At 46.1% G+C, this 21,258-nt stretch carries 29 protein-coding genes and 1 tRNA gene; 1 reads left to right on the top strand and 29 read right to left on the bottom strand.

Annotated elements, in window-relative coordinates; translation table 11 throughout:
* Positions 1–55: 55 nt before the first annotated feature.
* The 21 genes from FXV78_RS10355 to FXV78_RS10245 all read right to left on the bottom strand — a co-directional run bounded on the left by FXV78_RS10355 (position 56) and on the right by FXV78_RS10245 (position 13,825).
* A complete protein-coding gene (locus tag FXV78_RS10355) occupies positions 56–289 on the bottom strand; it encodes a hypothetical protein (RefSeq protein ID WP_003023374.1) in 234 nt (77 codons plus the stop codon).
* Positions 282–1,550, bottom strand: coding sequence for a ParB/RepB/Spo0J family partition protein (locus FXV78_RS10350; RefSeq protein WP_003023376.1), 1,269 nt, complete (start codon positions 1,548–1,550; stop codon positions 282–284). The genes FXV78_RS10355 and FXV78_RS10350 overlap by 8 nt, the downstream gene beginning before the upstream one ends.
* 5 nt (positions 1,551–1,555) lie before the next feature.
* Positions 1,556–1,729 (bottom strand): hypothetical protein, encoded by a 174-nt coding sequence (locus tag FXV78_RS10345; protein ID WP_003023380.1) that lies wholly within the window; start codon positions 1,727–1,729, stop codon positions 1,556–1,558.
* 5 nt (positions 1,730–1,734) lie between these two features.
* A complete protein-coding gene (locus FXV78_RS10340) occupies positions 1,735–2,523 on the bottom strand; it encodes a ParA family protein (protein ID WP_003023383.1) in 789 nt (262 codons plus the stop codon).
* Between the two features lie 27 nt (positions 2,524–2,550).
* Positions 2,551–2,961, bottom strand: coding sequence for a VRR-NUC domain-containing protein (locus tag FXV78_RS10335; RefSeq protein ID WP_003023388.1), 411 nt, complete (start codon positions 2,959–2,961; stop codon positions 2,551–2,553).
* A gap of 215 nt (positions 2,962–3,176) precedes the next feature.
* Complete coding sequence (locus FXV78_RS10320; RefSeq protein WP_004843020.1) at positions 3,177–4,118, bottom strand: rolling circle replication-associated protein; 942 nt, start codon at positions 4,116–4,118, stop codon at positions 3,177–3,179.
* A gap of 170 nt (positions 4,119–4,288) precedes the next feature.
* Positions 4,289–4,816 (bottom strand): DUF7768 domain-containing protein, encoded by a 528-nt coding sequence (locus FXV78_RS10315; protein WP_003023400.1) that lies wholly within the window; start codon positions 4,814–4,816, stop codon positions 4,289–4,291.
* A complete protein-coding gene (locus FXV78_RS10310; RefSeq protein ID WP_002591249.1) occupies positions 4,813–5,133 on the bottom strand; it encodes a hypothetical protein in 321 nt (106 codons plus the stop codon). Before FXV78_RS10310 ends, FXV78_RS10315 begins: the two co-directional genes overlap by 4 nt.
* Entirely contained in the window at positions 5,123–5,377 is a 255-nt protein-coding gene (locus FXV78_RS10305) for a hypothetical protein (RefSeq protein WP_003023403.1), read from the bottom strand. Before FXV78_RS10305 ends, FXV78_RS10310 begins: the two co-directional genes overlap by 11 nt.
* Complete coding sequence (locus tag FXV78_RS10300; RefSeq protein ID WP_003023406.1) at positions 5,367–6,095, bottom strand: single-stranded DNA-binding protein; 729 nt, start codon at positions 6,093–6,095, stop codon at positions 5,367–5,369. Before FXV78_RS10300 ends, FXV78_RS10305 begins: the two co-directional genes overlap by 11 nt.
* The gene (locus FXV78_RS10295; RefSeq protein ID WP_003023408.1) at positions 6,092–6,415 is read right to left on the bottom strand and encodes a hypothetical protein; all 324 of its coding nucleotides are present in this window, start codon (positions 6,413–6,415) and stop codon (positions 6,092–6,094) included. Before FXV78_RS10295 ends, FXV78_RS10300 begins: the two co-directional genes overlap by 4 nt.
* Positions 6,416–6,427: 12 nt before the next feature.
* On the bottom strand, positions 6,428–6,769 hold the full coding sequence (locus FXV78_RS10290) for a hypothetical protein (RefSeq protein ID WP_003023411.1): 342 nt from the start codon (positions 6,767–6,769) through the stop codon (positions 6,428–6,430).
* Positions 6,762–7,133, bottom strand: a complete 372-nt coding sequence (locus FXV78_RS10285) for a hypothetical protein (RefSeq protein ID WP_003023414.1) — start codon at positions 7,131–7,133, stop codon at positions 6,762–6,764. Before FXV78_RS10285 ends, FXV78_RS10290 begins: the two co-directional genes overlap by 8 nt.
* A complete protein-coding gene (locus FXV78_RS10280) occupies positions 7,105–7,659 on the bottom strand; it encodes a hypothetical protein (RefSeq protein WP_003023416.1) in 555 nt (184 codons plus the stop codon). The genes FXV78_RS10285 and FXV78_RS10280 overlap by 29 nt, the downstream gene beginning before the upstream one ends.
* Positions 7,631–8,101, bottom strand: a complete 471-nt coding sequence (locus FXV78_RS10275; RefSeq protein ID WP_233447370.1) for a hypothetical protein — start codon at positions 8,099–8,101, stop codon at positions 7,631–7,633. The genes FXV78_RS10280 and FXV78_RS10275 overlap by 29 nt, the downstream gene beginning before the upstream one ends.
* Before the next feature lie 103 nt (positions 8,102–8,204).
* Positions 8,205–8,278 (bottom strand) — tRNA-Ile (locus tag FXV78_RS10270).
* A gap of 22 nt (positions 8,279–8,300) precedes the next feature.
* Positions 8,301–8,528, bottom strand: coding sequence for a hypothetical protein (locus tag FXV78_RS10265; RefSeq protein WP_003023421.1), 228 nt, complete (start codon positions 8,526–8,528; stop codon positions 8,301–8,303).
* 185 nt (positions 8,529–8,713) lie between these two features.
* Positions 8,714–8,908: a helix-turn-helix domain-containing protein gene (locus FXV78_RS10260; RefSeq protein ID WP_003023424.1), complete on the bottom strand. Its 195-nt coding sequence runs from the start codon at positions 8,906–8,908 to the stop codon at positions 8,714–8,716.
* Between the two features lie 191 nt (positions 8,909–9,099).
* The gene (topA, locus tag FXV78_RS10255) at positions 9,100–11,172 is read right to left on the bottom strand and encodes a type I DNA topoisomerase (protein WP_004843019.1); all 2,073 of its coding nucleotides are present in this window, start codon (positions 11,170–11,172) and stop codon (positions 9,100–9,102) included.
* 34 nt (positions 11,173–11,206) lie between these two features.
* Positions 11,207–12,289 carry a DNA-processing protein DprA gene (gene dprA, locus FXV78_RS10250; RefSeq protein ID WP_004843018.1) on the bottom strand — a complete coding sequence of 361 codons (1,083 nt, stop codon included), beginning with the start codon at positions 12,287–12,289 and terminating at the stop codon, positions 11,207–11,209.
* Positions 12,290–12,301: 12 nt separating this feature from the next.
* Positions 12,302–13,825, bottom strand: a complete 1,524-nt coding sequence (locus FXV78_RS10245) for a YifB family Mg chelatase-like AAA ATPase (RefSeq protein ID WP_004843017.1) — start codon at positions 13,823–13,825, stop codon at positions 12,302–12,304.
* A 274-nt stretch (positions 13,826–14,099) separates the two neighbouring features.
* Here FXV78_RS10245 and sigK point away from each other — a divergent pair, with 274 nt between their 5' ends.
* The gene (sigK, locus tag FXV78_RS10240; RefSeq protein WP_004843016.1) at positions 14,100–14,726 is read left to right on the top strand and encodes an RNA polymerase sporulation sigma factor SigK; all 627 of its coding nucleotides are present in this window, start codon (positions 14,100–14,102) and stop codon (positions 14,724–14,726) included.
* Here sigK and FXV78_RS10235 read toward each other — a convergent pair.
* The 8 genes from FXV78_RS10235 to mtaB all read right to left on the bottom strand — a co-directional run bounded on the left by FXV78_RS10235 (position 14,700) and on the right by mtaB (position 21,199).
* Positions 14,700–15,932 (bottom strand): peptidase U32 family protein, encoded by a 1,233-nt coding sequence (locus FXV78_RS10235; protein ID WP_004843014.1) that lies wholly within the window; start codon positions 15,930–15,932, stop codon positions 14,700–14,702. The two genes, sigK and FXV78_RS10235, sit on opposite strands and share 27 nt — an antisense overlap.
* A 1-nt stretch (position 15,933) precedes the next feature.
* Positions 15,934–16,587 (bottom strand): O-methyltransferase, encoded by a 654-nt coding sequence (locus FXV78_RS10230; RefSeq protein WP_004843013.1) that lies wholly within the window; start codon positions 16,585–16,587, stop codon positions 15,934–15,936.
* Positions 16,588–16,590: 3 nt separating this feature from the next.
* Complete coding sequence (locus tag FXV78_RS10225; protein ID WP_004843012.1) at positions 16,591–18,255, bottom strand: ribonuclease J; 1,665 nt, start codon at positions 18,253–18,255, stop codon at positions 16,591–16,593.
* 23 nt (positions 18,256–18,278) lie between these two features.
* Positions 18,279–18,761: a Fur family transcriptional regulator gene (locus tag FXV78_RS10220; protein ID WP_004843011.1), complete on the bottom strand. Its 483-nt coding sequence runs from the start codon at positions 18,759–18,761 to the stop codon at positions 18,279–18,281.
* A 35-nt stretch (positions 18,762–18,796) separates the two neighbouring features.
* Entirely contained in the window at positions 18,797–19,057 is a 261-nt protein-coding gene (locus FXV78_RS10215) for a DUF1292 domain-containing protein (RefSeq protein WP_004843010.1), read from the bottom strand.
* Between the two features lie 25 nt (positions 19,058–19,082).
* Complete coding sequence (gene ruvX, locus FXV78_RS10210) at positions 19,083–19,529, bottom strand: Holliday junction resolvase RuvX (RefSeq protein WP_004843009.1); 447 nt, start codon at positions 19,527–19,529, stop codon at positions 19,083–19,085.
* Positions 19,530–19,535: 6 nt separating this feature from the next.
* The gene (locus FXV78_RS10205) at positions 19,536–19,799 is read right to left on the bottom strand and encodes an IreB family regulatory phosphoprotein (RefSeq protein WP_004843008.1); all 264 of its coding nucleotides are present in this window, start codon (positions 19,797–19,799) and stop codon (positions 19,536–19,538) included.
* Positions 19,800–19,906: 107 nt separating this feature from the next.
* Complete coding sequence (gene mtaB / locus FXV78_RS10200; protein WP_004843007.1) at positions 19,907–21,199, bottom strand: tRNA (N(6)-L-threonylcarbamoyladenosine(37)-C(2))-methylthiotransferase MtaB; 1,293 nt, start codon at positions 21,197–21,199, stop codon at positions 19,907–19,909.
* Positions 21,200–21,258 lie beyond the last annotated feature (59 nt).

Here is a 21,258-nt window from a genome sequence, read left to right as displayed (position 1 = left end):
GTCTACTGCTGCCTGTCCAAATTCTTCCACTGCATTTACTATGCCGTCCATATACTCAAACATTTACTACCCCGTTTTCCTGCTTAATCTCAATATTTCTGCCGCCTCGCTGCTTTATAATTGCCTCTACGTGCAAGTATGCAGGCAGCATAACCACGCTGCCTGTTCGTAACTGATATTCTGCGCTTTTCCTCATCTTCTCGTATTGCTCTGCCTTGCAAAATGCCGTACAACCCAGAATAATTGTAAATACCTGTGCTTTCTTCTTTTTCCGCTGCCGTCTATTCATGCTCTACCCCGCTTTCTGTGTCCGTTTCGGACACCTTACCCGTATAGTCTGTTACTCTGATACCCAGAATACAGTAGCCATCTGTAAGCCCTGTATAATCTTCCAGCATATAAATAATATCTGCATCAATCGTGCGCCCTGTATGCTTACCGTCCTTAAATTCCAGCATTTTAAGGCTGTCGCCCTGTTTATAGCCTCTGTCATTCTTCCGCAGTTCAAAGCCTTTTTTTCCGCTTACTACGTCCTCGTAATAAGATGCCGCTATTTTTATCTCATGCTGCTTATGCTCTGTGTTTCCCTCGCTTGGCAGATGCTCCATTTTTTCTGCGTCTGCCCGCTCCTGCAATTTCTTCTTTGTCTGGCGGTCTATAGCGTCCTGCTCTTCGCTGTACCGCTGTTCGTCCGTCTTTTCAGCCTCTGCCTTGTTTATGTACTGGTCGCATTTCTGGCACGTTCCCGTTTTTACGTTGCAGTCCTTGTATTTCTGGCAGGAATAGCACAAAGACGTTATGCTTTCTGGGTGCGGTGTCTCGTAATCGTCGCCCGCCTTTTTCTCGGCTACTTTTTCCGCTATCTCTTTTGCCCTTACGTTCTCGCCTGCTGCCGCTTTCTCTGCTATTTCTCTCTGCTCGTCCTCTCCCAGTTTTGCTGCCTCATACGCTGCTGTAATTCCTAATTTTCCCTCTTTCAGCTGCTCTTTAATCTCTGGCGTAGCATTGTTGTTGATTGCGTCCATTCTGGCTACGTTTGTGCTGCTTTCGTTTATCATAGCCGCCACTAAATCACGCATTTTGCCTTGTATCTCTAAGCCGTCCTCTTCCTTGGCTCTGATAAGTGCAGCTTTTGTGCGCTCTACTAATCTGGTTTTTTCATAGGCTGTAAGTTCCTGCGTATATCCGTTGCCCGCCAATAAGCGCAGCTCATACATTGCCTCGCTCATATCCATAAAGCGGTAAAGCACTTTCTCATACTCCTTATGCCCCCGCTCTAAGTTCAAAATATTTGCCGCATTACGTCTGTGTCCGTCGATTATACGGTATTCCCCATTTACTCTCGCCAATACTGTAGGCTGTTCCTGTCCTACGTGTAAAAAGCTGTCTGCCAGCTCTTCTATGTTCTCTAATTTCTGGTGTGTATTCTCCTGCGCTGCCTTTACCTCATAAGGGCTTAAATAAATCTCTTTGTATCCCTCTGTCTGTGCCTGTTGCCCTGCCGCTTTCGTCTTTGCGTTCAGAATGTCGTTAATGCCAAACTTTGCCATATTCTCTACCTCGCTTTCTTCTCTGTTCCCGTTCCCAGTCTTAAGCAGCCGCCGTTTTTATATGCCATGCACTTACTGCCGCTGCATCTTACAAACAAATTACGCACATTCCTTGCACCGTTCCTGTAATCTACCTGCATACTGCTTTTGAACGGGCAAAACCGTTTTTCTTTATCCATGCCCGCTACCTCTCTTTCCCTGTATACGCTGTTACAAATTTCTTGTATCCCTGCGCCGCTCCGCAGCATGGGCTATACTCATAAATCGGCTTACGCATGAAAGTATTTTCTGCTACTTTCTTGGAATACCGAATAATACCCAAAATATTAAAATCTGTCTTTTGTTCCAGCCACTCTACGCCTGCTGCCTCGCCGTCTGTGTTCTGGTATGACGTAATCAGCACGCCTGCCAGCTTTAATGCTGGGTTAAATGCCTTTGCGTCCTCTATCTGCTCTGTCACAATGTCCAGCCCCTCTAAAGCGTCCTCGTCCACCTTTACGGGTACTATTACCTCGTCCGTGATTGCCAGCGCATTTACAACATTAAGCCCAATATCCGGCGGGTTATCAATGATGCAGTAATCATACTTGCCGTATATGGTGCAATCTCCGTAATACTGCATCTTTGCATATACCAGTGCTTTATATCTCTCTATCTGGTTTTCGCTGTCCTCTTTGGTTAAATTCCATGTAGCCCCAAATAATGACATATTCGCCGTTACAATGTCGATACCCTCATACTCTGTATGCTGTATCAGCTCGTCTGCGTTTTCCCAGTCCCCAGCCAGTAGCCTTGTAACTGGTGCTACGTTCTCTGCATCATATCTGCTGTACGCCTTGCTTAAGTTTCCCTGCTTATCGTTGTCAATCAGCAGCACCTTATAACCTCGCCTGTAAAGCTCATACGCCATGTTTGCCGCTGTAAAGGTCTTGGCTACGCCGCCCTTTAAATTCAAAATGCTTATTGTTTTCATTCTTTGCCTCTCTTTCCTGCGTCGCCCCTAACGCATGGTTACTGTTTCCTGTTCTTTTGTAAGCTCGTCTGAATGTAATAAATACTGCTCTATCAGCTGCGCTGCTGGCTGCCAGCCGTAGCAGACGGCGGTATAATAGCCCTGCTGCCGCAGATACTCTAACCACTCTTTCTGTTTCTTGGTCGTCGTGTTCTCGCCTGCCTTAAGCTCTATGTAAAGCCCATGATACCCAGCCCTTGCGGCTGGTAGCATAATGTCTGGCACGCCAGCCTTTACGCCCTGCCTCTTAAGCACCGCTGCTGTTGCTTTATCACGTTTGCCGCCGTTTGGCACATGATACATATATTGCAGTTCCGGCATAATCTCTGTTCTGTATGCAGCCCAGCTAAATAATGCCTCTTGATGCCCGCTTTCGTCGTCCAGTCTAAAGTTTCTCATTTTCTCGCCTCGCTCTCTGCTTAAATTCTACATACTGGCAAATTCTAAAAGGTAGCCCGTCCTTATGCGGCTTGCTGTTCTCTATCACCAAAAGCGTTATTGTTTCCTCGCTTTGTAGTCCTGCATTTCCCAGTACGTCCCAGCGGCATATATCGTAGTATCTGCACCGCAGGCAGCAGCGCTTACAGTCCTTGCCTTTCTGGAATAACCAGTATTTAATTTTTTCTATCATGTTTTCTGCCCTTTCTGCTGCCGCTGTCTTTCCAGCTCTCTTGCTGTTCAAAAATAGCCGCCGCAATTCTAAACGCCAGATATGCTGCCACAATCAGCGCCAGCAGTCCGGCTATTATCAACACTGCTGCAATGGCAATGCCCTTGATTATCTGCATTTCAGCCCCCCTATCTGTTATTTTTACTAAGGTGTATCTTAAATACCCATAGCCGTAATACTCTGGGCTGTGTACCCCCATGCTTACGCTGTTCTTGTCCACGTAATAGCCCTTTATTGCCTTTGGCTCTTTCTTGAAATACTCACGGTCTGAAATTATGTGATACTCTGGCTCTGGTCTTACTAAATTCTTGCTGCAATTCCAGCGCTTACCCTGTAATGCTCCGTCAGTACCCTTTTTGTGCGTTCCTGTGTACTTGATTAAATAGCTTGCCAGTTCTGCATAGTTGCCGCTGTCGTCCAGAGGGAATACCTTTACTCTGTTATGCCCCTCGTATGCCTTATACCAGCAGCGCTGTAAAATCTCTGTGTCAATTTTATTTACTACAAGGTGGTGATGCCTCGCACCTTTCTTGCCTATCTCCATAACGTGTATGTATTTGAACTCTAACCCTGCTTTTCTGTACTCCTTTCTGCACTCCCTCAAAAATACGTCTATGTCCTGCCGCATCTGCTCCGGCGTTCTGTCCGACTCTCCTTTCCTGCGGATATAGTCAAGCACTAAATGGTAGTCCCCATAGCCATAGTTTGCATTTATGAGTATCCTTAACTTTCTCTCTGCCTGTCTGGTGTTTACTTTCTCCTGCTCTTCTTTTGTTGGCTTTACCTTATCCCCTCTGCTGATACCTTTCTTTTTGTATCTGCTGGTAAAGTACCTCTCTATCTCTATCGTATTTCCCGCTTTTGTTACCCTCTCTACGTACGGCATATATCTACCTCTCTGTCGGTTCGTTAATACTTTTATCAAGTGTTAAAACGGGCTGCCTGCCCGTTAAATTTCTTGACTTTGCGCCATACATAGCTTATAATTTTTATAGTATTTCAAAGCTGTATAGCTTAGCGCCTATGGTGTTTCCCCACCGTAGGCGCTTTTATTTTTCATGTTTCCTGCCACTCTCTTATGCGGCTTAAGGCATACTCATAAGCCCGTTTATATGCAGCTGTGCAAGCGCTGGCGGTACAGCAGTTCTCATGCCCCATAAGGCTACATAATCTACGCTCGTAACAATGCTTGCACTTATGCAGCTTTGCGTAGTCGCTCGCTACCCGCTCCTGTCGCTTTTCCTCATATTCCAGATGCCGTTTAATCTGGTTTGCATCTATAACCGCAATTCCCAGCATATTTGCTGTATGTATTTCTCTGTCCATTTCCTCTGTTATGCCGTATTTCACGCCAGCAATAACAAAATCGCAGCCTTTCAGCAGCGTAAGCCCCGCAGCCATACCTCTTGCCCGCTCTTCCGGCTTTTTATCGTCCATGCACTGCGTCATATATAAATGCGGCGTAATGGGTGCTAAGCCCGCCTCTAACGCCTGCCGTGTCAGCTGCTGCGCATAATCTATGTTTCTGTCCAGCTCTGCGCCGTCTTTCGCCCTGTATGGGCTGCATATATAAACCTTTCTCATGCCTTTTTACCCGCTTTCTGTTGTGCCTCTGCCCGTGCCTGTTCATTTCCTGCCAGATATGCTGCTAAGCACATCAGCTCGTCTGCTCCCTTTTGGTCTATAAAATTACAATCAACGCAACATTTACAATACCCCGTAATCTGTAAATATCTGTCGTATACTTCCTGCGGTGTCTGGCACTGCTTTAAGCTGTCCACCATGCCTGCAAGCTGCTGTATTGCCTTTATGCCTGCCTCGCCGCCCTTTCCGTGTATCCCTACTGTAATCTGTCGCATTTTTGTTGCGCCGTCTGCTCCTAAAATTGTTTTACTCTTCATTCTGTACCTCGCTTTCTTCCTTAAACCCAGCCAAAAGCATAGTCATTGCATCTATCGCCGTATCAAAATGTTTTCCCAGCTCTGCTGCGTCAATAAGCCCCTGCTTTGTGTTTCTTCCATTCCCTTTCATTACTTGCGTTTGCAAAATAGGTTTTAACTGGCTAAGCCCAGCTATGCTGTTCTCTAACTCTTCCTCACTCACGCAGATTTTTACATAGCCCTTACCAATGCGTTCAACGCTCATTTTCTGCCTCTTCCTTTCTTCTAATCAGCCGTACCGATACCTCATAAGCTGTACGCTGTTCTCTTTCTCCTGTGGCTGCGTCAAGCACCTTTTCATACTGGCGGCTCTGATACCGCCCCAGCAGCTCTACAGTATCGCCCTGCTGCCACTGCGCCGCCTCGTCTGCCTGTTCCTGCCAGCAGATGCACGGTAAATAGCAGCTGCCGCCTGTAAGCTCATTTCTTACCCTTACCGTAATATCAGTAATGCGCTTGCCTCTCGGCGTTTCTCTGTGTGTTGGCGTATTTGCTATAATGCCTCTTACTGCTACCTCGTCCTGCTCTACTGCCTTTTCTGATACCGCCACAAAATCTGCCAGAATATATACCAGCAGTCTACCGCTCTGGAAGTCCTTAAGCGTCTGCGCCTTGCCCGTCAGTAAAAGCCTGCTGCCCTCTACAAATTCCTGCATAACGTCAAACTCTATGCCGTTGCAATCCCTGTATGGTACGTCCTCTGCAAATACTACCGTTACCTCGTCCGGCACGCCGCTTGGTCTTACCGTTTCCAGCTTTGCCATATAACCACAAAACGGCAGCCCGCATAGCTGCTTAATTTCCTTAATCTGTGTAAGCGTTCCTACCAGTCCCGCTGCATTTTCCTTGATACCGCCACCTGTAAGCTCGTCCATGATTGCAGTATCTAAATCCCGTAAAAAATCCGGCTTTTTCTTTGTCATACTTCCTGCCCTTTCCTTTCCTGTATGTATATGGTGTAGTAAAGTGACATCTGCAAATCACTAAACTTATACTGCGCTGTCTGGTCTGGCTCTAATGGTTTCATAAGCCCCAGCTCTTTCCAGCGTCTGTGCGTTATCTCCGGCACTGCCCTAAACTTCTTTACCTCATGCTCGCTGTATTTTCGGTATTCCTCGCTTATCTCATGGTCTGCAAACGGTCTGAACGCTGCCAGATACCCTACGTAAACCTCTGCTTTGCCCTCGATAATGCGCAGGCGGTCTGAACTTTCCAGCGTGCCTATAAATTCCTTTACTGTCACTGTCTGCCTCTCCTATTTCTCCGGCATTTCGTACAGCCTCGGTATTACTACTGCAAACGGCTGTACGTCCATGCCGCCCCTTACTATGGCTGCGCCGCCAGCCGTAAACAGATAGCTTACGCACGCTTTCTGTATCTCGTCCAGAACCTCTAAGCAGCGCTCTTTTGTGGCATACTCTCCGATTTCCTCTAAACACCCGTCACTTATGCAAATTACGTGGCGCTTTTTGTCTGCCTCTGCGCCGCCTCTCTTTTTCTTTACGTCCTCGTACTCTCCGTACTCTACGCAGGCGTAATTACCGCCCAGTCTATACAGCTTTTCTTTATTCTGGCTGCGTATGTATACCTCACTCATTGCCTGCCTCGCTTTCGTCCTTATGCTCTTGGTAGCCCTCTAAGTAGCCTATTGCCTCTACGTCAATGTCCTTGCCGTTCTTACCGTCGTTGTTTATCCGAATTTTGCCGTAGTAGGCATAAATACAGCAGCCGTCATAGTCGTATACTCTTATGCTGCCCTCTGCGGCTGTCTCTGGTGTTTCAATAACCAGCGGCTCTGCCTGCTGCATCTGCGCTGCTACCTGTTCGTCTGTTACTGGCTCGCTGTTCTTTCCTCTGTACCAGATAGCCAGCATAAACAAAATGATTGCCAGCACGCCTGCCGCTATAATGGCTACGCACTGTATCAGTTTCTTAACTGTTTGTCGTTTTCGTTTTCTCATTTCCCGCCTCGCTTTCCTCTATCATTGCAGTCCTGCTACGCCGTTCTATCCCAGTAGCCATAAACGCTATTTTCATATCTCTTTCGTTAAATTCGTCGTAGTCTCCTGTTGGTGCATCTTCTGGGAAAATCTGCTGTGCTTGTATGAAAGCGTCCATAAATGTGCTTAATTCCTCATAAAATACATTTCTGTAAAATTCAAACTCTAACTCTATTTCGATTTTCTGCGCTTTCGTGCAATATATGCCGATTTTCTGCCGCCGTCCGTATGGCTTGTATGCTGTTCTGTCAGATTTAGCACCCATGACCTTATACATACACTGTCGCAGCAGTTTTATTTCGTGCTTTCCGTTGTAGGAAAATATCGTATATTCATACTCTTCCTTTTGCAGTTCGTCTAAGGAATTTATACCGTTATCCTTAAGCAGCTTTGCAAGTTTCTTTTGCGCTGTCGTTTTCTCGCCGCCTACGCCCCGCTCTGCCAGTGCTTGCAGCTTTTTAATACGCTGTATTGTTTTTTCGTCCATGTATTGCCCTCTCTTCTGTAGCAAAATAGTAGTCGTCTACTATCATCATTTTTTTACTGAAAAGGCACATAAGCCCCAGCGGTACGGTAATAACCGCTATTGTTATGTCGCCCTCTGTCGCCCATACCGCCAGCACGGTAACTGCCAGCATTGCAAGCCCGTAGGCTTTCTGCTTAATGAAATACCAGCGGCGGGCTTTCTTTGCCTGCTCCCGCTGCCGCCTCTGCTCTTTTTTCTTTCGCATATCTGCTATGGCATCTGCATAGCCTCTCTGGTATGCGTCCTCTACTATCAATGCCTCTGCTGCCATTCTCTGCCTCTCTTCCTTTCGGCGGCGCTCTCTGTCTTTCCATGTGTGCCGCTCTCCTGTTCTGGCGTTTGGTTTTACCGTGCGGGCTGCTTTTCGCATTAAAAAGCAACTGAAAACCTGTTGACTGTCCACATACTTTCTGGCTGGTATGACCGCCGCTATTTTTCCACGGTATACAGATTGCAGCTATTAGCCTGCTGCCCTCTGCCGCAGGCTCGCCATGCCTGCTACGCAATGTGCCGTGTGGGACTTGAACCCACGACTTGCCGCTTATGAGGCGGCTGCTCTAACCAACTGAACTAACGGCACTCGTGGCGGCTGCTGCCGCCTATTATTCTCCTCTATTTCCAGATATGAACCATAAATATAATGCTTTCACTTCGTAACCGCTTAATAATTCCATTTGCTCCATGCACTCTAAAAACCCTCTAAGTTTTCCTCTGTTCCGTTCGTTCTCTTCTTTAAGTCCTTTTATCTTTGCCCTATCAATCAGCGCTGAAAGTGTTTTACAGTAATTCATTTGCTTTTCATTTAATTTCTTAAGTGCCTCTCTTGTCATATCTCTTTTACCTCTCTTTCGTTATCTTATCTCGGTCTATCTGCTTTCTTATTTCCTCGCTTTTCTTGCTATACCACCCGTCCACGGTATAGCGTAAATATCTTATGTACGCCCCTTTACTGCCTCTGGTTTTATCGTATGGATTTTGTTTTAATGCGTCCTCTAATTTCATTATTTTCCCTTTTTTATAGTGCCTGCTGCCCCGCTGCTGCCGTGTAGGTTTTCAATGTAAGCCCGCAGCGTTTGAACTCTCTATAAATCGTGTCTCTGTGTGTTCCCAGCACCTCTGCAATATCACTTACACTGCTGCCCTGCTTACTCATAGCCTCTATGGTCTGCCTGTCCTCGTAATGCAGACGCTTGTACTTTCGTTTCGCCATGTTCTATGCTCCTTTCCGTCCTCATTTGCTTTTATGGTAAAAAAATAAGCGTGTCAGAGTTTTTACGCTCTGCACGCTCTTCTTTTCTGCTGTTTCCTATAAAAAAGAAAATCGGCAGAGGCTTTATTACCTCTTGTCGATTTTCATTCTAAAACTTATCCAATTTCCTCTTGTTTTTATTCGAAATCCTTCTAATTTCCCTTCAAATTTCGGACATATCCACACTGCTCGTTTGCGCAGACCAGTTTATTCCCTTTTTCCACCATGTATCCGCCACATTCCGGACATTTTTCTTTGGACGGTTTCTGCCATGACATAAAATCACATTCCGGATTATTTTCACATCCGTAATACTTTCTTCCCTTCTTCGTCTTGCGGATCACAACTTCTTTTCCACAGACCGGGCAGGCAACACCGATCTTCTCCAGGTACGGTTTTGTGTTGCGGCAATCCGGAAATCCCGGACAGGCCAGGAATTTTCCGTGAGGACCGTATTTGATCACCATGTTTCTTCCACACTCTTCACAGATTACATCCGTTACTTCATCCTCGATCTTCACGCTCTCTAATTCTTTCTCCGCAGTTTTCACTGCTTCATCCAGATCCGGATAGAAGTTACTTACGACAACTTTCCACTGCACTTTTCCTTCTTCCACCATATCCAGAAGCCCTTCCATGTTGGCCGTAAAGTTGACATCCACAATACTAGGAAACGACTGCTTCATAATATTGTTGACTACTTCTCCGATCTCTGTGATATACAGATTCTTGGCTTCTTTGGTAATATAACGTCTTCCGAGAATTGTGGAGATTGTTGGTGCATAGGTACTCGGACGTCCGATTCCAAGCTCCTCCAGTGCCTTTACAAGTGTTGCCTCTGTATAGTGTGCCGGAGGCTGTGTGAAATGCTGTTTGGTATCAAACTCTTCTTTCGTCAGTTCCGAATCCATGCTCAATCCGTTGACCAGAACATTGCTCACTTCTTTTTCTTCATCCGCCTCTGTATATACCGTACGGAATCCCTCAAATGCCACTTTAGATGTCGCTACGGTAAACATGTATTCTCCCGCTCCGATCTTCACAGAAGTCGTCTCATATTTTGCAGGCTGCATCCGGCTTGCGGCAAACCGTTTCCAGATCAGCTGATACAGACGGAACTGATCTCTGGAGAGAGACTCTTTCAACGAAGCCGGTGTCATGGAAATGTCCGTCGGTCGGATTGCCTCATGCGCGTCCTGTATCTTCTTCTCAGTCTTTTTATTTGCTTCTCCTGCTGCTGAATACTCTGCGCCGTAATTCTCTGTGATGTACGCTCTCGCCGCTGCATCTGCTTCCTCTGAAATACGGGTAGAATCAGTACGCAGATACGTGATCACACCGATCGTACCGCTGCCCTTTACGTCAATTCCTTCATACAGCTGCTGTGCAATACGCATCGTCTTCTGTGTACCGAAGTTGAGCACCTTTGCTGCCTCCTGCTGCAAAGTGCTGGTTGTAAACGGAAGCGGCGCTCTTCGGATACGCTCTCCCTTTTTGATATCTTTTACTTCGTATGTTTCTTTTTCCAAAGCCTGTAAAATCTCATCCAGCTCCTCTTTGGAATGGATCGTCATCTTCTTTTTCTCGGTTCCATAGAACTTGGCAGTGAGCGGTCTTTTCTCTCCTTTCACCTTTAAGATTGCATCCAGACTCCAGTATTCTTCCGGAATAAATGCATTGATCTCTTCCTCCCGGTCCGCAATGATACGAAGTGCTACAGACTGCACGCGTCCGGCGCTCAATCCCCGTTTTACTTTTGCCCACAAAAGCGGACTGATCCGATATCCTACCATTCTGTCCAGAACACGTCTTGCCTGCTGTGCGTCCACCAGATCCATATCAATATCTCTTGGTGTTTTTAATGACGCCTTGACTGCATTCTTTGTGATCTCGTTGAATGTAATACGGCGCATTTTTTTCTCATCCAATTTCAGCGCTGCTGCAAGATGCCATGAAATTGCCTCTCCTTCACGGTCGGGGTCGGTCGCCAGATATACTTTGTCGGCTTTCTTCGCTTCCTTTCTCAGGTTTGCGAGAATCTCCCCTTTTCCCCGAATGGTAATATATTTGGGCTCAAAGTCATGCTCCACATCGATTCCGAGCTGACTTTTCGGCAAATCTCTGACATGCCCGTTTGATGCCGCTACTGTATAGTTCTTTCCAAGAAATTTTTTGATCGTCTTCACTTTCGCCGGTGACTCCACAATTACCAGATAATGTGCCATTGAAACATTTCCTCCATCCGGCGCCCTCACGCCGTCATTTCACTTTTATATAATAATTTTTTGAGATTTCTCTGATATATCCCTGTAATTCCAAAGACACTAAAAGCTTTAAAACTTCCTCCGGGCGCAGCTTTGTTTCTTCTGTCAGCTGCCCCACGCTCTTTGGATACAGACCGACACAACTATACACCATATATTCAGGACTTTCAAGCATTTTTTCATTTTTGTCTGATTTTTCACATTCCCCGCTATATGCAATGCCCATCTCATCCAGCAGATTTTCCGGGCTTAAAAGAATTCCGGCCCCCTGAAAGATCAGGCGGTTACACCCTTGACTTAAGCTGCTGTTAACAGGCCCCGGCAGCGCATAGACATCCTTTCCCTGCTCCAGTGCCAGATCTGCCGTGATCAGTGATCCACTCCTCTCTCTTGCCTCCATAACGAGCACAATATCTGACAGCGCGCTGATGATCCGGTTTCGCCTCGGAAAATGCTGCGGAAGCGGCGGTGTGCCGGGCGGGAGTTCTGAAAGGATCCCGCCTTCCTGCTCCAGGATATCCAGATATAATCCCATATGGTTTTTCGGATAACAGACATCTACCCCGCTCCCCAAAACAGCAAAGGTCTTTCCACCTCCCAGCAGAGCACCTCTCTGTCCGATCCCGTCTACGCCGCGCGCAAGTCCGCTGATCACCTGAATTCCACATTCCGCCAGTTTTTTCCCATATTCCAGCGCATATTTTTCTCCATAGGGAGTACAGCTTCTCGCTCCCACAATGGCTGCCGCACGCGCAGTATTATCCGGCAGCTTTCCTTTCACATACAACGCATACGGCGGATCATAGATTTCTTTTAAACGACCTGGATATTCCTTTTCTCCCCACGGGATCACCGAGATTCCTTTTTGTCTCATTGCTTCATAATTTCTGTCCAGCTCCTCTTTCTTTTTCGCCTCCAGCAGCTTCCAAATTTCCTGTTCCTTGAGCAGCTGCATCTTTCTGAGTGCAGTTTCTTCTATATAATAAATGGCTTCTGCTGTCCCTGCTTTTTCTTTTAATTTTATTTTTGTCCGATCCGGAATATTTCGGATTCCGGCAAACCAGTATTCATACTTCATGCGTTCTTCCTCCTATCGTTTCCAGTACTTCTTATCCGGCGTCCGATAGCCGATTGCCTCACACAAATGCTGCTTTAGAATTTCCTGACTTCCGTCCAGATCTGCGATCGTTCTCGCCACCTTTAACACTTTATGATAAGTACGTGCTGTAAATCCAAAGGCAGCAAATGCCTGCTTCATCACTTCTTTTTCCGGCTCTCCCAGACGGCAGAATTCTTCTGTCTCCCGGCTGTCCAGTCTTGCATTTACCTTTGTTCCTCCATAACGCATTCTCTGCAGATTTCGCACTTCACATACTCTCTGCCGGATTGCTTCCGAAGATTCCTGTGCTTTCTTCTCCACCAGTGAGTCATATTCCACCCGGGGCGCCTCTACACACAGATCGATTCGATCCAGAAACGGCTGACTGATCCTTCCTAAATAATTCTGAATCTGCACAGGCGTACAGGTACATTTCTGCATATCCGGATAGCATCCGCAGGGACATGGATTCATCGCCGCGATCAAAATAAAATCCGCTGGAAATACATAATTTCCGTGTGTTCTCGCAATCCGCATCTGGTGCTCTTCAAGCGGCTGTCTCAGTACCTCGATCACACTTTTCGAAAACTCCGGCAATTCATCCAAAAACAAAACACCGCCGTGTGCGAGTGTGATCTCTCCCGGCGTCGGGATCATCCCGCCTCCAGCCAGTGCTGCCCTTGTGGCCGTATGGTGTACACTGCGAAAAGGCCGGCTCTGGATCAGCGGTTCTTTCTCATCAAGAAGTCCCATAATACTGTATATTTTTGTAATCTCCATGCTCTCTTCTAATGTCAGAGGCGGCAGAATTCCGGCAATCCGTTCCGCTGCCATGGTCTTTCCGCTTCCCGGGGGGCCGATCAAAAGAAGATTATGTCCGCCTGCCACTGCAATCTCCGCTGCACGCTTGACGGCTGCCTGACCCTGCATTTCAGAAAAATCCGGCTGCGGATTTTTTACCGTCTGCTTTTTGGCTTGATTCCTTGCTTTTTCTTTTTTTCTCTCTCCTGAAAGAATCTTTGTAATCTGCTTAAGATGCTTTACCCCAATGATCTCGATTCCTTTTACAAGTGCGCCTTCCGCCTCATTTGCTTCTGGTACAATGCAGCGTTTCACTCCCGCCTTTTTTGCCTCCAGAACGATCGGCAGAACACCCGGTACTTCCAGCACACTGCCATCCAGTCCCAGTTCTCCTATAAAAAGCGTATGCCTTACCCCCTCTGAAATCTGACATCCCAATGCAATCATCACTGCCACTGCAATGGGAAGATCAAACGACGCTCCTCTCTTTCTTACATTTGCCGGCGCCAGATTGACGATCGTCCGCTTGGCTGGAAATGAAACTCCACTGTTTCTGATTGCTGTGCGCACACGCTCTGCTGCCTCCTTCACTTCAGAAGAAAGGTATCCCACCATATGAAATACCGGAAGCCCGTTGCTGACGTCAGCTTCCACATGAATAAATTCTACCCGCAGCCCGATCACTGCTGCAGATAATACTGAGCAAAAACTCATCACACACTCCTTTTCCAAGAGCCGGTACGTTCAGTCCCCACATAACTGATCTTCTAATAAATTTGTAACTTGAAAACGTTGGCCGATACGGCCTTTTGAATCAATAGATCTTATACTCTCCAGAGCGGATCGCTCCGGGAATGTAGTCTTACTATATCTCTCCTACCCGCTGTTTGTCAACTACTTTTTTCTGCCCGTCCTCTTTTCAAGTGGAAAAGCACAAATCATGCCTTCTTTACATACACTGTTATCAAATGTGCTTTGAGGTGCTGTCTTGAAATCATTTCCAAATCCCCTCACCCCTTCCGAAGAAAAAGAATATATTCAAAAATATACTGAGGGTGACCTGCAGGCAAAACACATTCTGATTGAACGGAATCTGCGGCTCGTTGCACATGTGATCAAAAAATATCAGTATGTGGACGAAGATCCCGAAGATCTGATCTCAATCGGAACCATCGGTTTGATCAAAGCCATTGTCACCTTTAATCCAAGCAAAGGAAACCGGCTGGCAGCTTATGCCTCCAAGTGTGTGGAAAACGAAATCCTGATGCATTTGCGCGCACGGAAAAAGACGTCAAAAGAGATTTCTTTATATGAACCCATCGGTACGGACCGGGAAGGAAACGAGATCAAATTATACGATATTATCGAAACGGATGAAGACGACATCCCGGAACGGGTATGCCTGAAAGAAAATATCCAGAAGCTGTATGAAAAAGTAGAAAACGAGCTCTCCCAGCGGGAAAAACTCGTTTTAAAAATGCGGTATGGACTTTATGGCGGCGAGGAATACACGCAGAGGGAAGTCGCCAAACAACTGGGGATCTCCCGTTCTTATGTATCCCGGATAGAAAAGAGCGCGGTCGAAAAGCTACGCGTCTTTTTCTGCTCTTCGTAAGATATCATATTTGTCCGCCTTCTGATCCAGCGCCACATATAACACCTGTTTTGAGTGAGGAGCACTCTCCTGCTCCTCTCCTTCTTCATTAAGGATACGCTCTACTTTCGCTTCCACATTTTCCCCGTTCGGCTTCATGATCTCAATGATCTCACCCACAGAAAACTTGTTGCGCTGTTCGATCCGGCACAGACCGTCCCTGACCTCTCCGATAATTCCGAGATAGGTATACTCTTTCACATACGTGTTGCTGTCATAGATCTGTGTTGTCTCATCCGGTTTTCCAAAGAAGAATCCTGTCGTAAACTGGCGGTACGTACAATTGGAGATCTGCTCCAGATACCACGGCATATTCTTTTTATATAATTCCGGATCCTTCTGATAGTCATCGATCGCCTTTCTGTAGGTTCTTGCAACTGTTGCCACATAGAGCGCGGTTTTCATACGTCCTTCGATTTTCAGACTGTCAATACCCGCGTCCAGAATCTCCGGGATATACTGGATCATGCACAGATCCTTGGAGTTGAAAATATAAGTTCCTCTTTCATTCTCATAAACCGGCAGATACTCTCCCGGTCTCTTCTCCTCCACAACCGCATATTTCCAGCGGCACGGGTGGGTACATGCCCCCCTGTTCGCATCTCTGCCTGTGAAATAGTTGCTCAGAAGGCATCTTCCGGAATAAGAAATACACATCGCTCCATGTACAAATGTCTCGATTTCCAGATCCTCCGGAATATTCGCGCGCAGCTCTTTGATTTCTTCCAGAGACAGCTCTCTGGCGGAAACCACGCGGCTCGCGCCTTGTTTATACCAGAAATTATAGGTTCCATAGTTTGTATTGTTTGCCTGAGTACTGATATGTCTCTCAATCTCAGGACACACTTCTTTTGCGATCTCAAACACTCCCGGATCCGCAATAATAAGAGCATCCGGCTTGATTTCCTTGAGTTCCTCAAAATATTTACGCACTCCCGGCAGATCCTCATTGTGTGCCAGGATATTGGCTGTTACATACACTTTCACATCATGTTCATGCGCAAATGCGATTCCTTTTTTCATGTCCTCCATGGAAAAGTTCTTCGCTTTTGCGCGGAGTCCAAATGCTTCTCCTCCGATATAAACCGCATCTGCTCCAAAAATGACTGCTGTCTTTAATACTTCCAGGCTGCTTGCCGGTATCAAAAGTTCAGGATGTCTTGCCATTTTATTCTCCTTCCTGTTTCTTCACACTGACAGCCACTCCATCCCCAAGCGGAATAATGGACGTTGTCAGCAGTTCATGGTGTTTTAATTCGTACAGATACTCCCGCATTCTGGAATGAATCGTTCGGTTTCTCCGTTCCACCGCAAAACGGGATTCGATAATATCCCCATCCTGCAGTACATTATCTGTCACAAGAGTTCCGCCCGGACGAAGCAAACGCAGCACCTGGGGCATATACCGGATATACTGTCCCTTTGCAGCATCCATAAAAATAAAATCAAAGCTGCCCTCCAGTGTTTTCAGCACATCCATAGCATCTCCCTCTATGAGCGTGATCTGCTCTTCTTTCCCTGCCCGTCTGAAATTCTCCCTGGCGATCGGAATTCTCTTTTCGTAATTTTCAATTGTTGTGATCCTGCACCCTTCTGGTGCCGCTTCACTCATCAATAACGCAGAGAAACCTACTGCGGTCCCTACTTCCAGGATGCACATAGGTTTTTGTATCATCAGAAGCACTTTCAGGAAACTCTGCATTTCTTTTCGTATGATCGGCACATATGTGCTCAGAGCTTCCTGTTCCACTGCTTCGAGTATTTCACTGTTCTCTGTCTCTAAGGAATTGATGAATGTCACGATACGTTCATCTACTATCATATCTTACACATCCATAATAATCGGAATGACCATTGGTCTTCTCTTTGTCTTCTTCCAGATAAAATCGTTCATTGTGTCACGGATCGTCATCTTGATCTTATTCCAGTCCGCATGTCTTCCGGAAAGACATTTATCCAGACTGTCTGTCACAACCTTTCTGGCTTCTTCCATCAGTCCTTCGGATTCTCTTACATAGACAAATCCTCTGGATACGATATCCGGTCCTGCCAGCAGATTGTTGCTGCCTTTTTCCAGTGTCAGAACAACGATCAGAATTCCGTCCTCTGCCAGATGCTGTCTGTCTCGCAATACGATATTTCCGACATCACCGACACCCAGACCATCTACCAGAATCGCTCCTGTATGGACTTTATCCACTATTTTTGCTTCTGCATCACTCAGCTCGATCACATCTCCGCTCTGGATGATAAAGATATTCTCTTTCGGAATTCCCAGAGACTGCGCGATCTCCGCATTTGCTTTTAAGTGGCGGTACTCACCATGCACCGGAATGGCATACTTTGGTTTTACCAGCGAATAGATCAGCTTTAACTCTTCCTGACAGGCATGTCCGGAAACATGCGCATCCTGGAATATCACGTTCGCACCCTTTGCAGAAAGCTCATTGATCACACGGGATACTGCCTTCTCATTTCCAGGAATCGGATTCGAACTGAAAATGATCGTGTCATTCGGCTGAATCGTCACTTTACGGTGTACATCCCCTGCCATTCTGGAAAGTGCAGCCATGGATTCTCCCTGGCTTCCTGTTGTGATCAGAACGGTCTTCTCCGGTGGATAGTTCTTCAACTGATCGATCTCGATCAGTGTATTCTCCGGAACATTCAGATACCCAAGCTCAGATGCTGTCGTGATGATATTTACCATGCTGCGTCCTTCTACCACAACTTTTCTTCCGTACTTATATGCAGAGTTGATAATCTGCTGCACACGGTCTACGTTCGATGCAAATGTCGCGATGATGATTCTTGTGTTCTGATGCTCTGCAAAAATATGATCAAACGTAATTCCCACCGTACGCTCTGACTGGGTAAATCCTTTCCGCTCTGCATTCGTGCTGTCTGACATCAGAGCCAGCACACCTTTCTTTCCGATCTCCGCAAAACGCTGCAGATCAATGGCATCTCCGAATACCGGTGTATAATCCACCTTGAAGTCTCCGGTATGCACAACAGTTCCTGCCGGTGAATAGATTGCCAGTGCGGAAGCATCCTGAATACTGTGGTTCGTCTTGATAAATTCAATTCGGAACTGTCCAAGATTGATGGACTGTCCATGACGCACCACTTTTCTCTTTGTCGTACGGAGCAGATTATGCTCTTTTAACTTGTTCTCGATGATTCCCATTGTCAGCTTTGTAGTATAGATTGGAAGATTGATCTCCTTAAGTACATACGGCAAAGCTCCGATATGATCTTCATGACCATGGGTGATCACAAATCCTTTTACTTTGGATATATTATCCTTCAGATAAGTCACATCCGGAATGACCAGATCGATTCCGAGCATGTCATCCTCCGGGAATGCAAGCCCGCAGTCTACCACAATGATACTGTCTTCATATTCGAAAGCAGTAATATTCATACCGATCTGCTCAAGACCTCCCAAAGGAATGATTTTTAATTTTCCACGATTTTCTTTTTTCAAAAATATACACCTCCATGAGTTTTTTATGTATTCTCTTTCCGCATGGAAGCTTCGGCACATTCCTTACACTGACCATAAAATTTCAGTTCATGATCCAACACATGAAAACCGGTATCGGCTTCGATCTGTGCCTCCAGATCCTCCAAAAAATCATCTTCAAACGGCATCACACGCCCACATGTTCTGCAGATCAGATGATGATGACTGTGTTTGGAGTCTCCGTCAAATATATGACCGATCTCATACCGGATACATCCATCATTGAAATGAATCCGGTCGATCAGCTGAATCTCATACAAAAGCTGCAGCGTACGGTACACGGTCGCAAGCCCCATTTCCGGATATTCATCCTTCATCAGCTCAAAAATGTCTTCCGCCGCCAGATGCTGCCCTTTATGTTCTGCCAGGGTCTGCAAAATAGAAAGTCTCTGGCTGGTCACTTTCCAGCCTTTTTCTCTGAGCTTTTCCTTGAGCATCCCCTGTACTTTTTCTTGTTCTACTGTCATCCTCCACGTCCCCTGCGGTAAAGTAATATTCTAAGTTACATTTCAATCTCTACATCTTCCAGCAGTTCCTCAAATACTTTGGAAACCGCCTGTAATTCTACGTCGTCCTCTACGATCTCATAGACACTCTCTTTCGCGTCCTGAGATTCACCTTCTTTTAAGATCAGACACTCCGCGTCATCCTCCTGTGAATCTGTCACAAGAATATAGGATGCCCCGTTGATCTTTGTCTGTTCCAGTACAAAAAATTCAACGCTGTCTCCCGACTCGTCAAAACAAAATTTAATCTTTTCCATGCGTTCTTCCTCCTGTGGGCAGCTTCTAGTTTTCCTCTTCGGCTTTCTTTTTCAAATAAATCGAATCCAGATATCCCTGCAGGATAAAAACAGCTGCGATCTTGTCAATATACTGCTTTCTGTTCTCGCGCCGCACCTGACTCTCGATCAATGTACGCTCTGCCTCCACGGTAGTAAGCCGCTCGTCCCACATCACCACATCAAGTCCTGTCCTGCGCACCAGCATCTCTTTGAATTCCAGAGACTTTTTTGCACGTTCACCCACATCGTTATTCATATGCTTCGGAAAACCAAGCACGATCGTATCCACTTCATATTCCCTTACCAGCTCTTCAATCCGGGCGAGTGTACGGCGCAGCTTGTTTTCCTCTTTTCTCTGAATGGTCTCTATCCCCTGCGCAGTCAGACCAAGAGCATCGCTGATCGCAACCCCTACAGTCTTCGTGCCATAATCCAGTCCCATGATCCGCATAGTCGATTATTCCCATGAATTATGCTCGATATACGCTTTTAACAGTTCTTCGACCAATTCATCCCTTTCCACCTTCATAATCAGGCTTCTTGCTCCATTATAGCTGGTAATGTAAGTAGGATCTCCTGACATAATGTATCCCACGATCTGGTTAACCGGGTTGTATCCTTTTTCTTTCAGTGCCTTATACACGATTTCCAGAATATCTTTTGCAGAAATCTGTGGTCCCGGTTCTACCTGAAAGAACTGTGTATTACTCAAATCGCTCATCGTATCTCCTCCATTTTTCTTTTATTCACGCGCAGATCTGATTCCCTGGAATCAGCATAATTGCGTTAGTATCCTACTTATCATTCTAATATAATCTATTTTAAAATTCAATGAATAATTTCCCGGCCATCTTTAATTTGCACGTTTAGAATACAATTCTGAAGATTTTTCTCTGACTCTAGTGCAATTTTCATATACTCTTTTGTGTGCCCTGTCCACATTTCTTTTCCGTTCACATCCGATTTTTCTTCCACCAGCACTTCCACTGTTTTTCCAAGGAACGATTCTTCATATGCTCTGCGGTTTTTCTCCCCCAGTTCGATCAGTCTGGCGCTTCTTTTTGCCTTGATCTGCTCCGGGATCTGTCCCTGCATCACTGCCGCTTTCGTGCCTTCTCGTTTGGAATATTTGAAAATATGAGTCTCATAGAAGCAGATCTTTTTCAGAAATTCATACGTTGTTTCAAATTCTTCCTCTGTTTCCTGCGGAAATCCCACGATCACATCTGTTGTCAGCGCCGGTTTTTCAAAATACTTTCTTAATATCTCACACTTTTCATAAAACTCTTCACTTGTATATCTGCGGTTCATCCTCTTTAAGGTTTCATTGCAGCCACTCTGCAATGACAGATGGAAGTGCGGGCACATCTTCGGAAGCGCTGCGATCGCCTGTACAAACTCTTCTGTGATGATCCTTGGTTCCAGAGATCCCAGACGAATCCTTTTGATTCCTTCAATCTCATGCACTGCACGAATCAGACTGAGCAGATTGTCTTCATTTTCAAAATCAATGCCATAGGAGCTCAGATGAATTCCCGTCAGCACGACTTCCTGGTATCCGTTTTTCGCCAGATCTGTCACTTCTGCTACTACATCTTCTTTTGCCCTGCTTCTGACTCTTCCTCTCGCATACGGGATAATACAGTAAGAACAAAACTGGTTGCAGCCATCCTGCACCTTGATATATGCTCTCGTATGCTCCCCCTGTTTTGTCAGATGCAGATTCTCATATTCTTTTGTATGATTGATATCGATCACTTCCCGCAAATCACCGTGTGCTTCTTCATATGCCTGCAGCGCTGTCAGAAGATCCTGCTTTTTATTGTTTCCGAGTACAATATCAATACATGGATCGATCACCTGCTTTTCAGCCTGTGCCTGCACATAACAGCCGGCTGCGACCACAACAGCATCCGGATTCATCTTTCTTGCCCGATGCAGCATCTGTCTTGATTTGCGGTCCGCAATATTGGTCACTGTGCATGTATTGATCACATAAATGTCCGCTCCTTCCTGAAACGGAACGATCTCATATCCGGCATGTTCCAGCATTTCCTGCATGGCTTCTGTCTCATATGCATTTACCTTACATCCCAGATTGTGTAACGCGACTTTTTTCATAAAAATATTCTCCTGGTTTTCCTTGTTTTTCCTGTTTGTTCCTTGACTTTTGCAGTTAC

It is taken from the genome of Mediterraneibacter gnavus ATCC 29149, from assembly GCF_008121495.1.
Lineage (GTDB): Bacteria > Bacillota > Clostridia > Lachnospirales > Lachnospiraceae > Mediterraneibacter > Mediterraneibacter gnavus.
Note: the sequence above shows the minus strand (reverse complement) of the source record. Positions and strands in the feature narration are given on the sequence as shown.

What these genes read in the sequence shown, in the direction of transcription:
- FXV78_RS10355 (WP_003023374.1), bottom strand. Translation starts at nt 289, where the DNA reads ATGAATAGACGGCAGCGGAAAAAGAAGAAAGCACAGGTATTTACAATT.
- FXV78_RS10350 (WP_003023376.1), bottom strand. Translation starts at nt 1,550, where the DNA reads ATGGCAAAGTTTGGCATTAACGACATTCTGAACGCAAAGACGAAAGCG.
- FXV78_RS10345 (WP_003023380.1), bottom strand. Translation starts at nt 1,729, where the DNA reads ATGGATAAAGAAAAACGGTTTTGCCCGTTCAAAAGCAGTATGCAGGTA.
- FXV78_RS10340 (WP_003023383.1), bottom strand. Translation starts at nt 2,523, where the DNA reads ATGAAAACAATAAGCATTTTGAATTTAAAGGGCGGCGTAGCCAAGACC.
- FXV78_RS10335 (WP_003023388.1), bottom strand. Translation starts at nt 2,961, where the DNA reads ATGAGAAACTTTAGACTGGACGACGAAAGCGGGCATCAAGAGGCATTA.
- FXV78_RS10320 (WP_004843020.1), bottom strand. Translation starts at nt 4,118, where the DNA reads ATGCCGTACGTAGAGAGGGTAACAAAAGCGGGAAATACGATAGAGATA.
- FXV78_RS10315 (WP_003023400.1), bottom strand. Translation starts at nt 4,816, where the DNA reads ATGAGAAAGGTTTATATATGCAGCCCATACAGGGCGAAAGACGGCGCA.
- FXV78_RS10310 (WP_002591249.1), bottom strand. Translation starts at nt 5,133, where the DNA reads ATGAAGAGTAAAACAATTTTAGGAGCAGACGGCGCAACAAAAATGCGA.
- FXV78_RS10305 (WP_003023403.1), bottom strand. Translation starts at nt 5,377, where the DNA reads ATGAGCGTTGAACGCATTGGTAAGGGCTATGTAAAAATCTGCGTGAGT.
- FXV78_RS10300 (WP_003023406.1), bottom strand. Translation starts at nt 6,095, where the DNA reads ATGACAAAGAAAAAGCCGGATTTTTTACGGGATTTAGATACTGCAATC.
- FXV78_RS10290 (WP_003023411.1), bottom strand. Translation starts at nt 6,769, where the DNA reads ATGAGTGAGGTATACATACGCAGCCAGAATAAAGAAAAGCTGTATAGA.
- FXV78_RS10285 (WP_003023414.1), bottom strand. Translation starts at nt 7,133, where the DNA reads ATGAGAAAACGAAAACGACAAACAGTTAAGAAACTGATACAGTGCGTA.
- FXV78_RS10280 (WP_003023416.1), bottom strand. Translation starts at nt 7,659, where the DNA reads ATGGACGAAAAAACAATACAGCGTATTAAAAAGCTGCAAGCACTGGCA.
- FXV78_RS10265 (WP_003023421.1), bottom strand. Translation starts at nt 8,528, where the DNA reads ATGACAAGAGAGGCACTTAAGAAATTAAATGAAAAGCAAATGAATTAC.
- FXV78_RS10260 (WP_003023424.1), bottom strand. Translation starts at nt 8,908, where the DNA reads ATGGCGAAACGAAAGTACAAGCGTCTGCATTACGAGGACAGGCAGACC.
- topA (WP_004843019.1), bottom strand. Translation starts at nt 11,172, where the DNA reads ATGGCACATTATCTGGTAATTGTGGAGTCACCGGCGAAAGTGAAGACG.
- dprA (WP_004843018.1), bottom strand. Translation starts at nt 12,289, where the DNA reads ATGAAGTATGAATACTGGTTTGCCGGAATCCGAAATATTCCGGATCGG.
- FXV78_RS10245 (WP_004843017.1), bottom strand. Translation starts at nt 13,825, where the DNA reads ATGAGTTTTTGCTCAGTATTATCTGCAGCAGTGATCGGGCTGCGGGTA.
- FXV78_RS10235 (WP_004843014.1), bottom strand. Translation starts at nt 15,932, where the DNA reads ATGGCAAGACATCCTGAACTTTTGATACCGGCAAGCAGCCTGGAAGTA.
- FXV78_RS10230 (WP_004843013.1), bottom strand. Translation starts at nt 16,587, where the DNA reads ATGATAGTAGATGAACGTATCGTGACATTCATCAATTCCTTAGAGACA.
- FXV78_RS10220 (WP_004843011.1), bottom strand. Translation starts at nt 18,761, where the DNA reads ATGACAGTAGAACAAGAAAAAGTACAGGGGATGCTCAAGGAAAAGCTC.
- FXV78_RS10215 (WP_004843010.1), bottom strand. Translation starts at nt 19,057, where the DNA reads ATGGAAAAGATTAAATTTTGTTTTGACGAGTCGGGAGACAGCGTTGAA.
- ruvX (WP_004843009.1), bottom strand. Translation starts at nt 19,529, where the DNA reads ATGCGGATCATGGGACTGGATTATGGCACGAAGACTGTAGGGGTTGCG.
- FXV78_RS10205 (WP_004843008.1), bottom strand. Translation starts at nt 19,799, where the DNA reads ATGAGCGATTTGAGTAATACACAGTTCTTTCAGGTAGAACCGGGACCA.
- mtaB (WP_004843007.1), bottom strand. Translation starts at nt 21,199, where the DNA reads ATGAAAAAAGTCGCGTTACACAATCTGGGATGTAAGGTAAATGCATAT.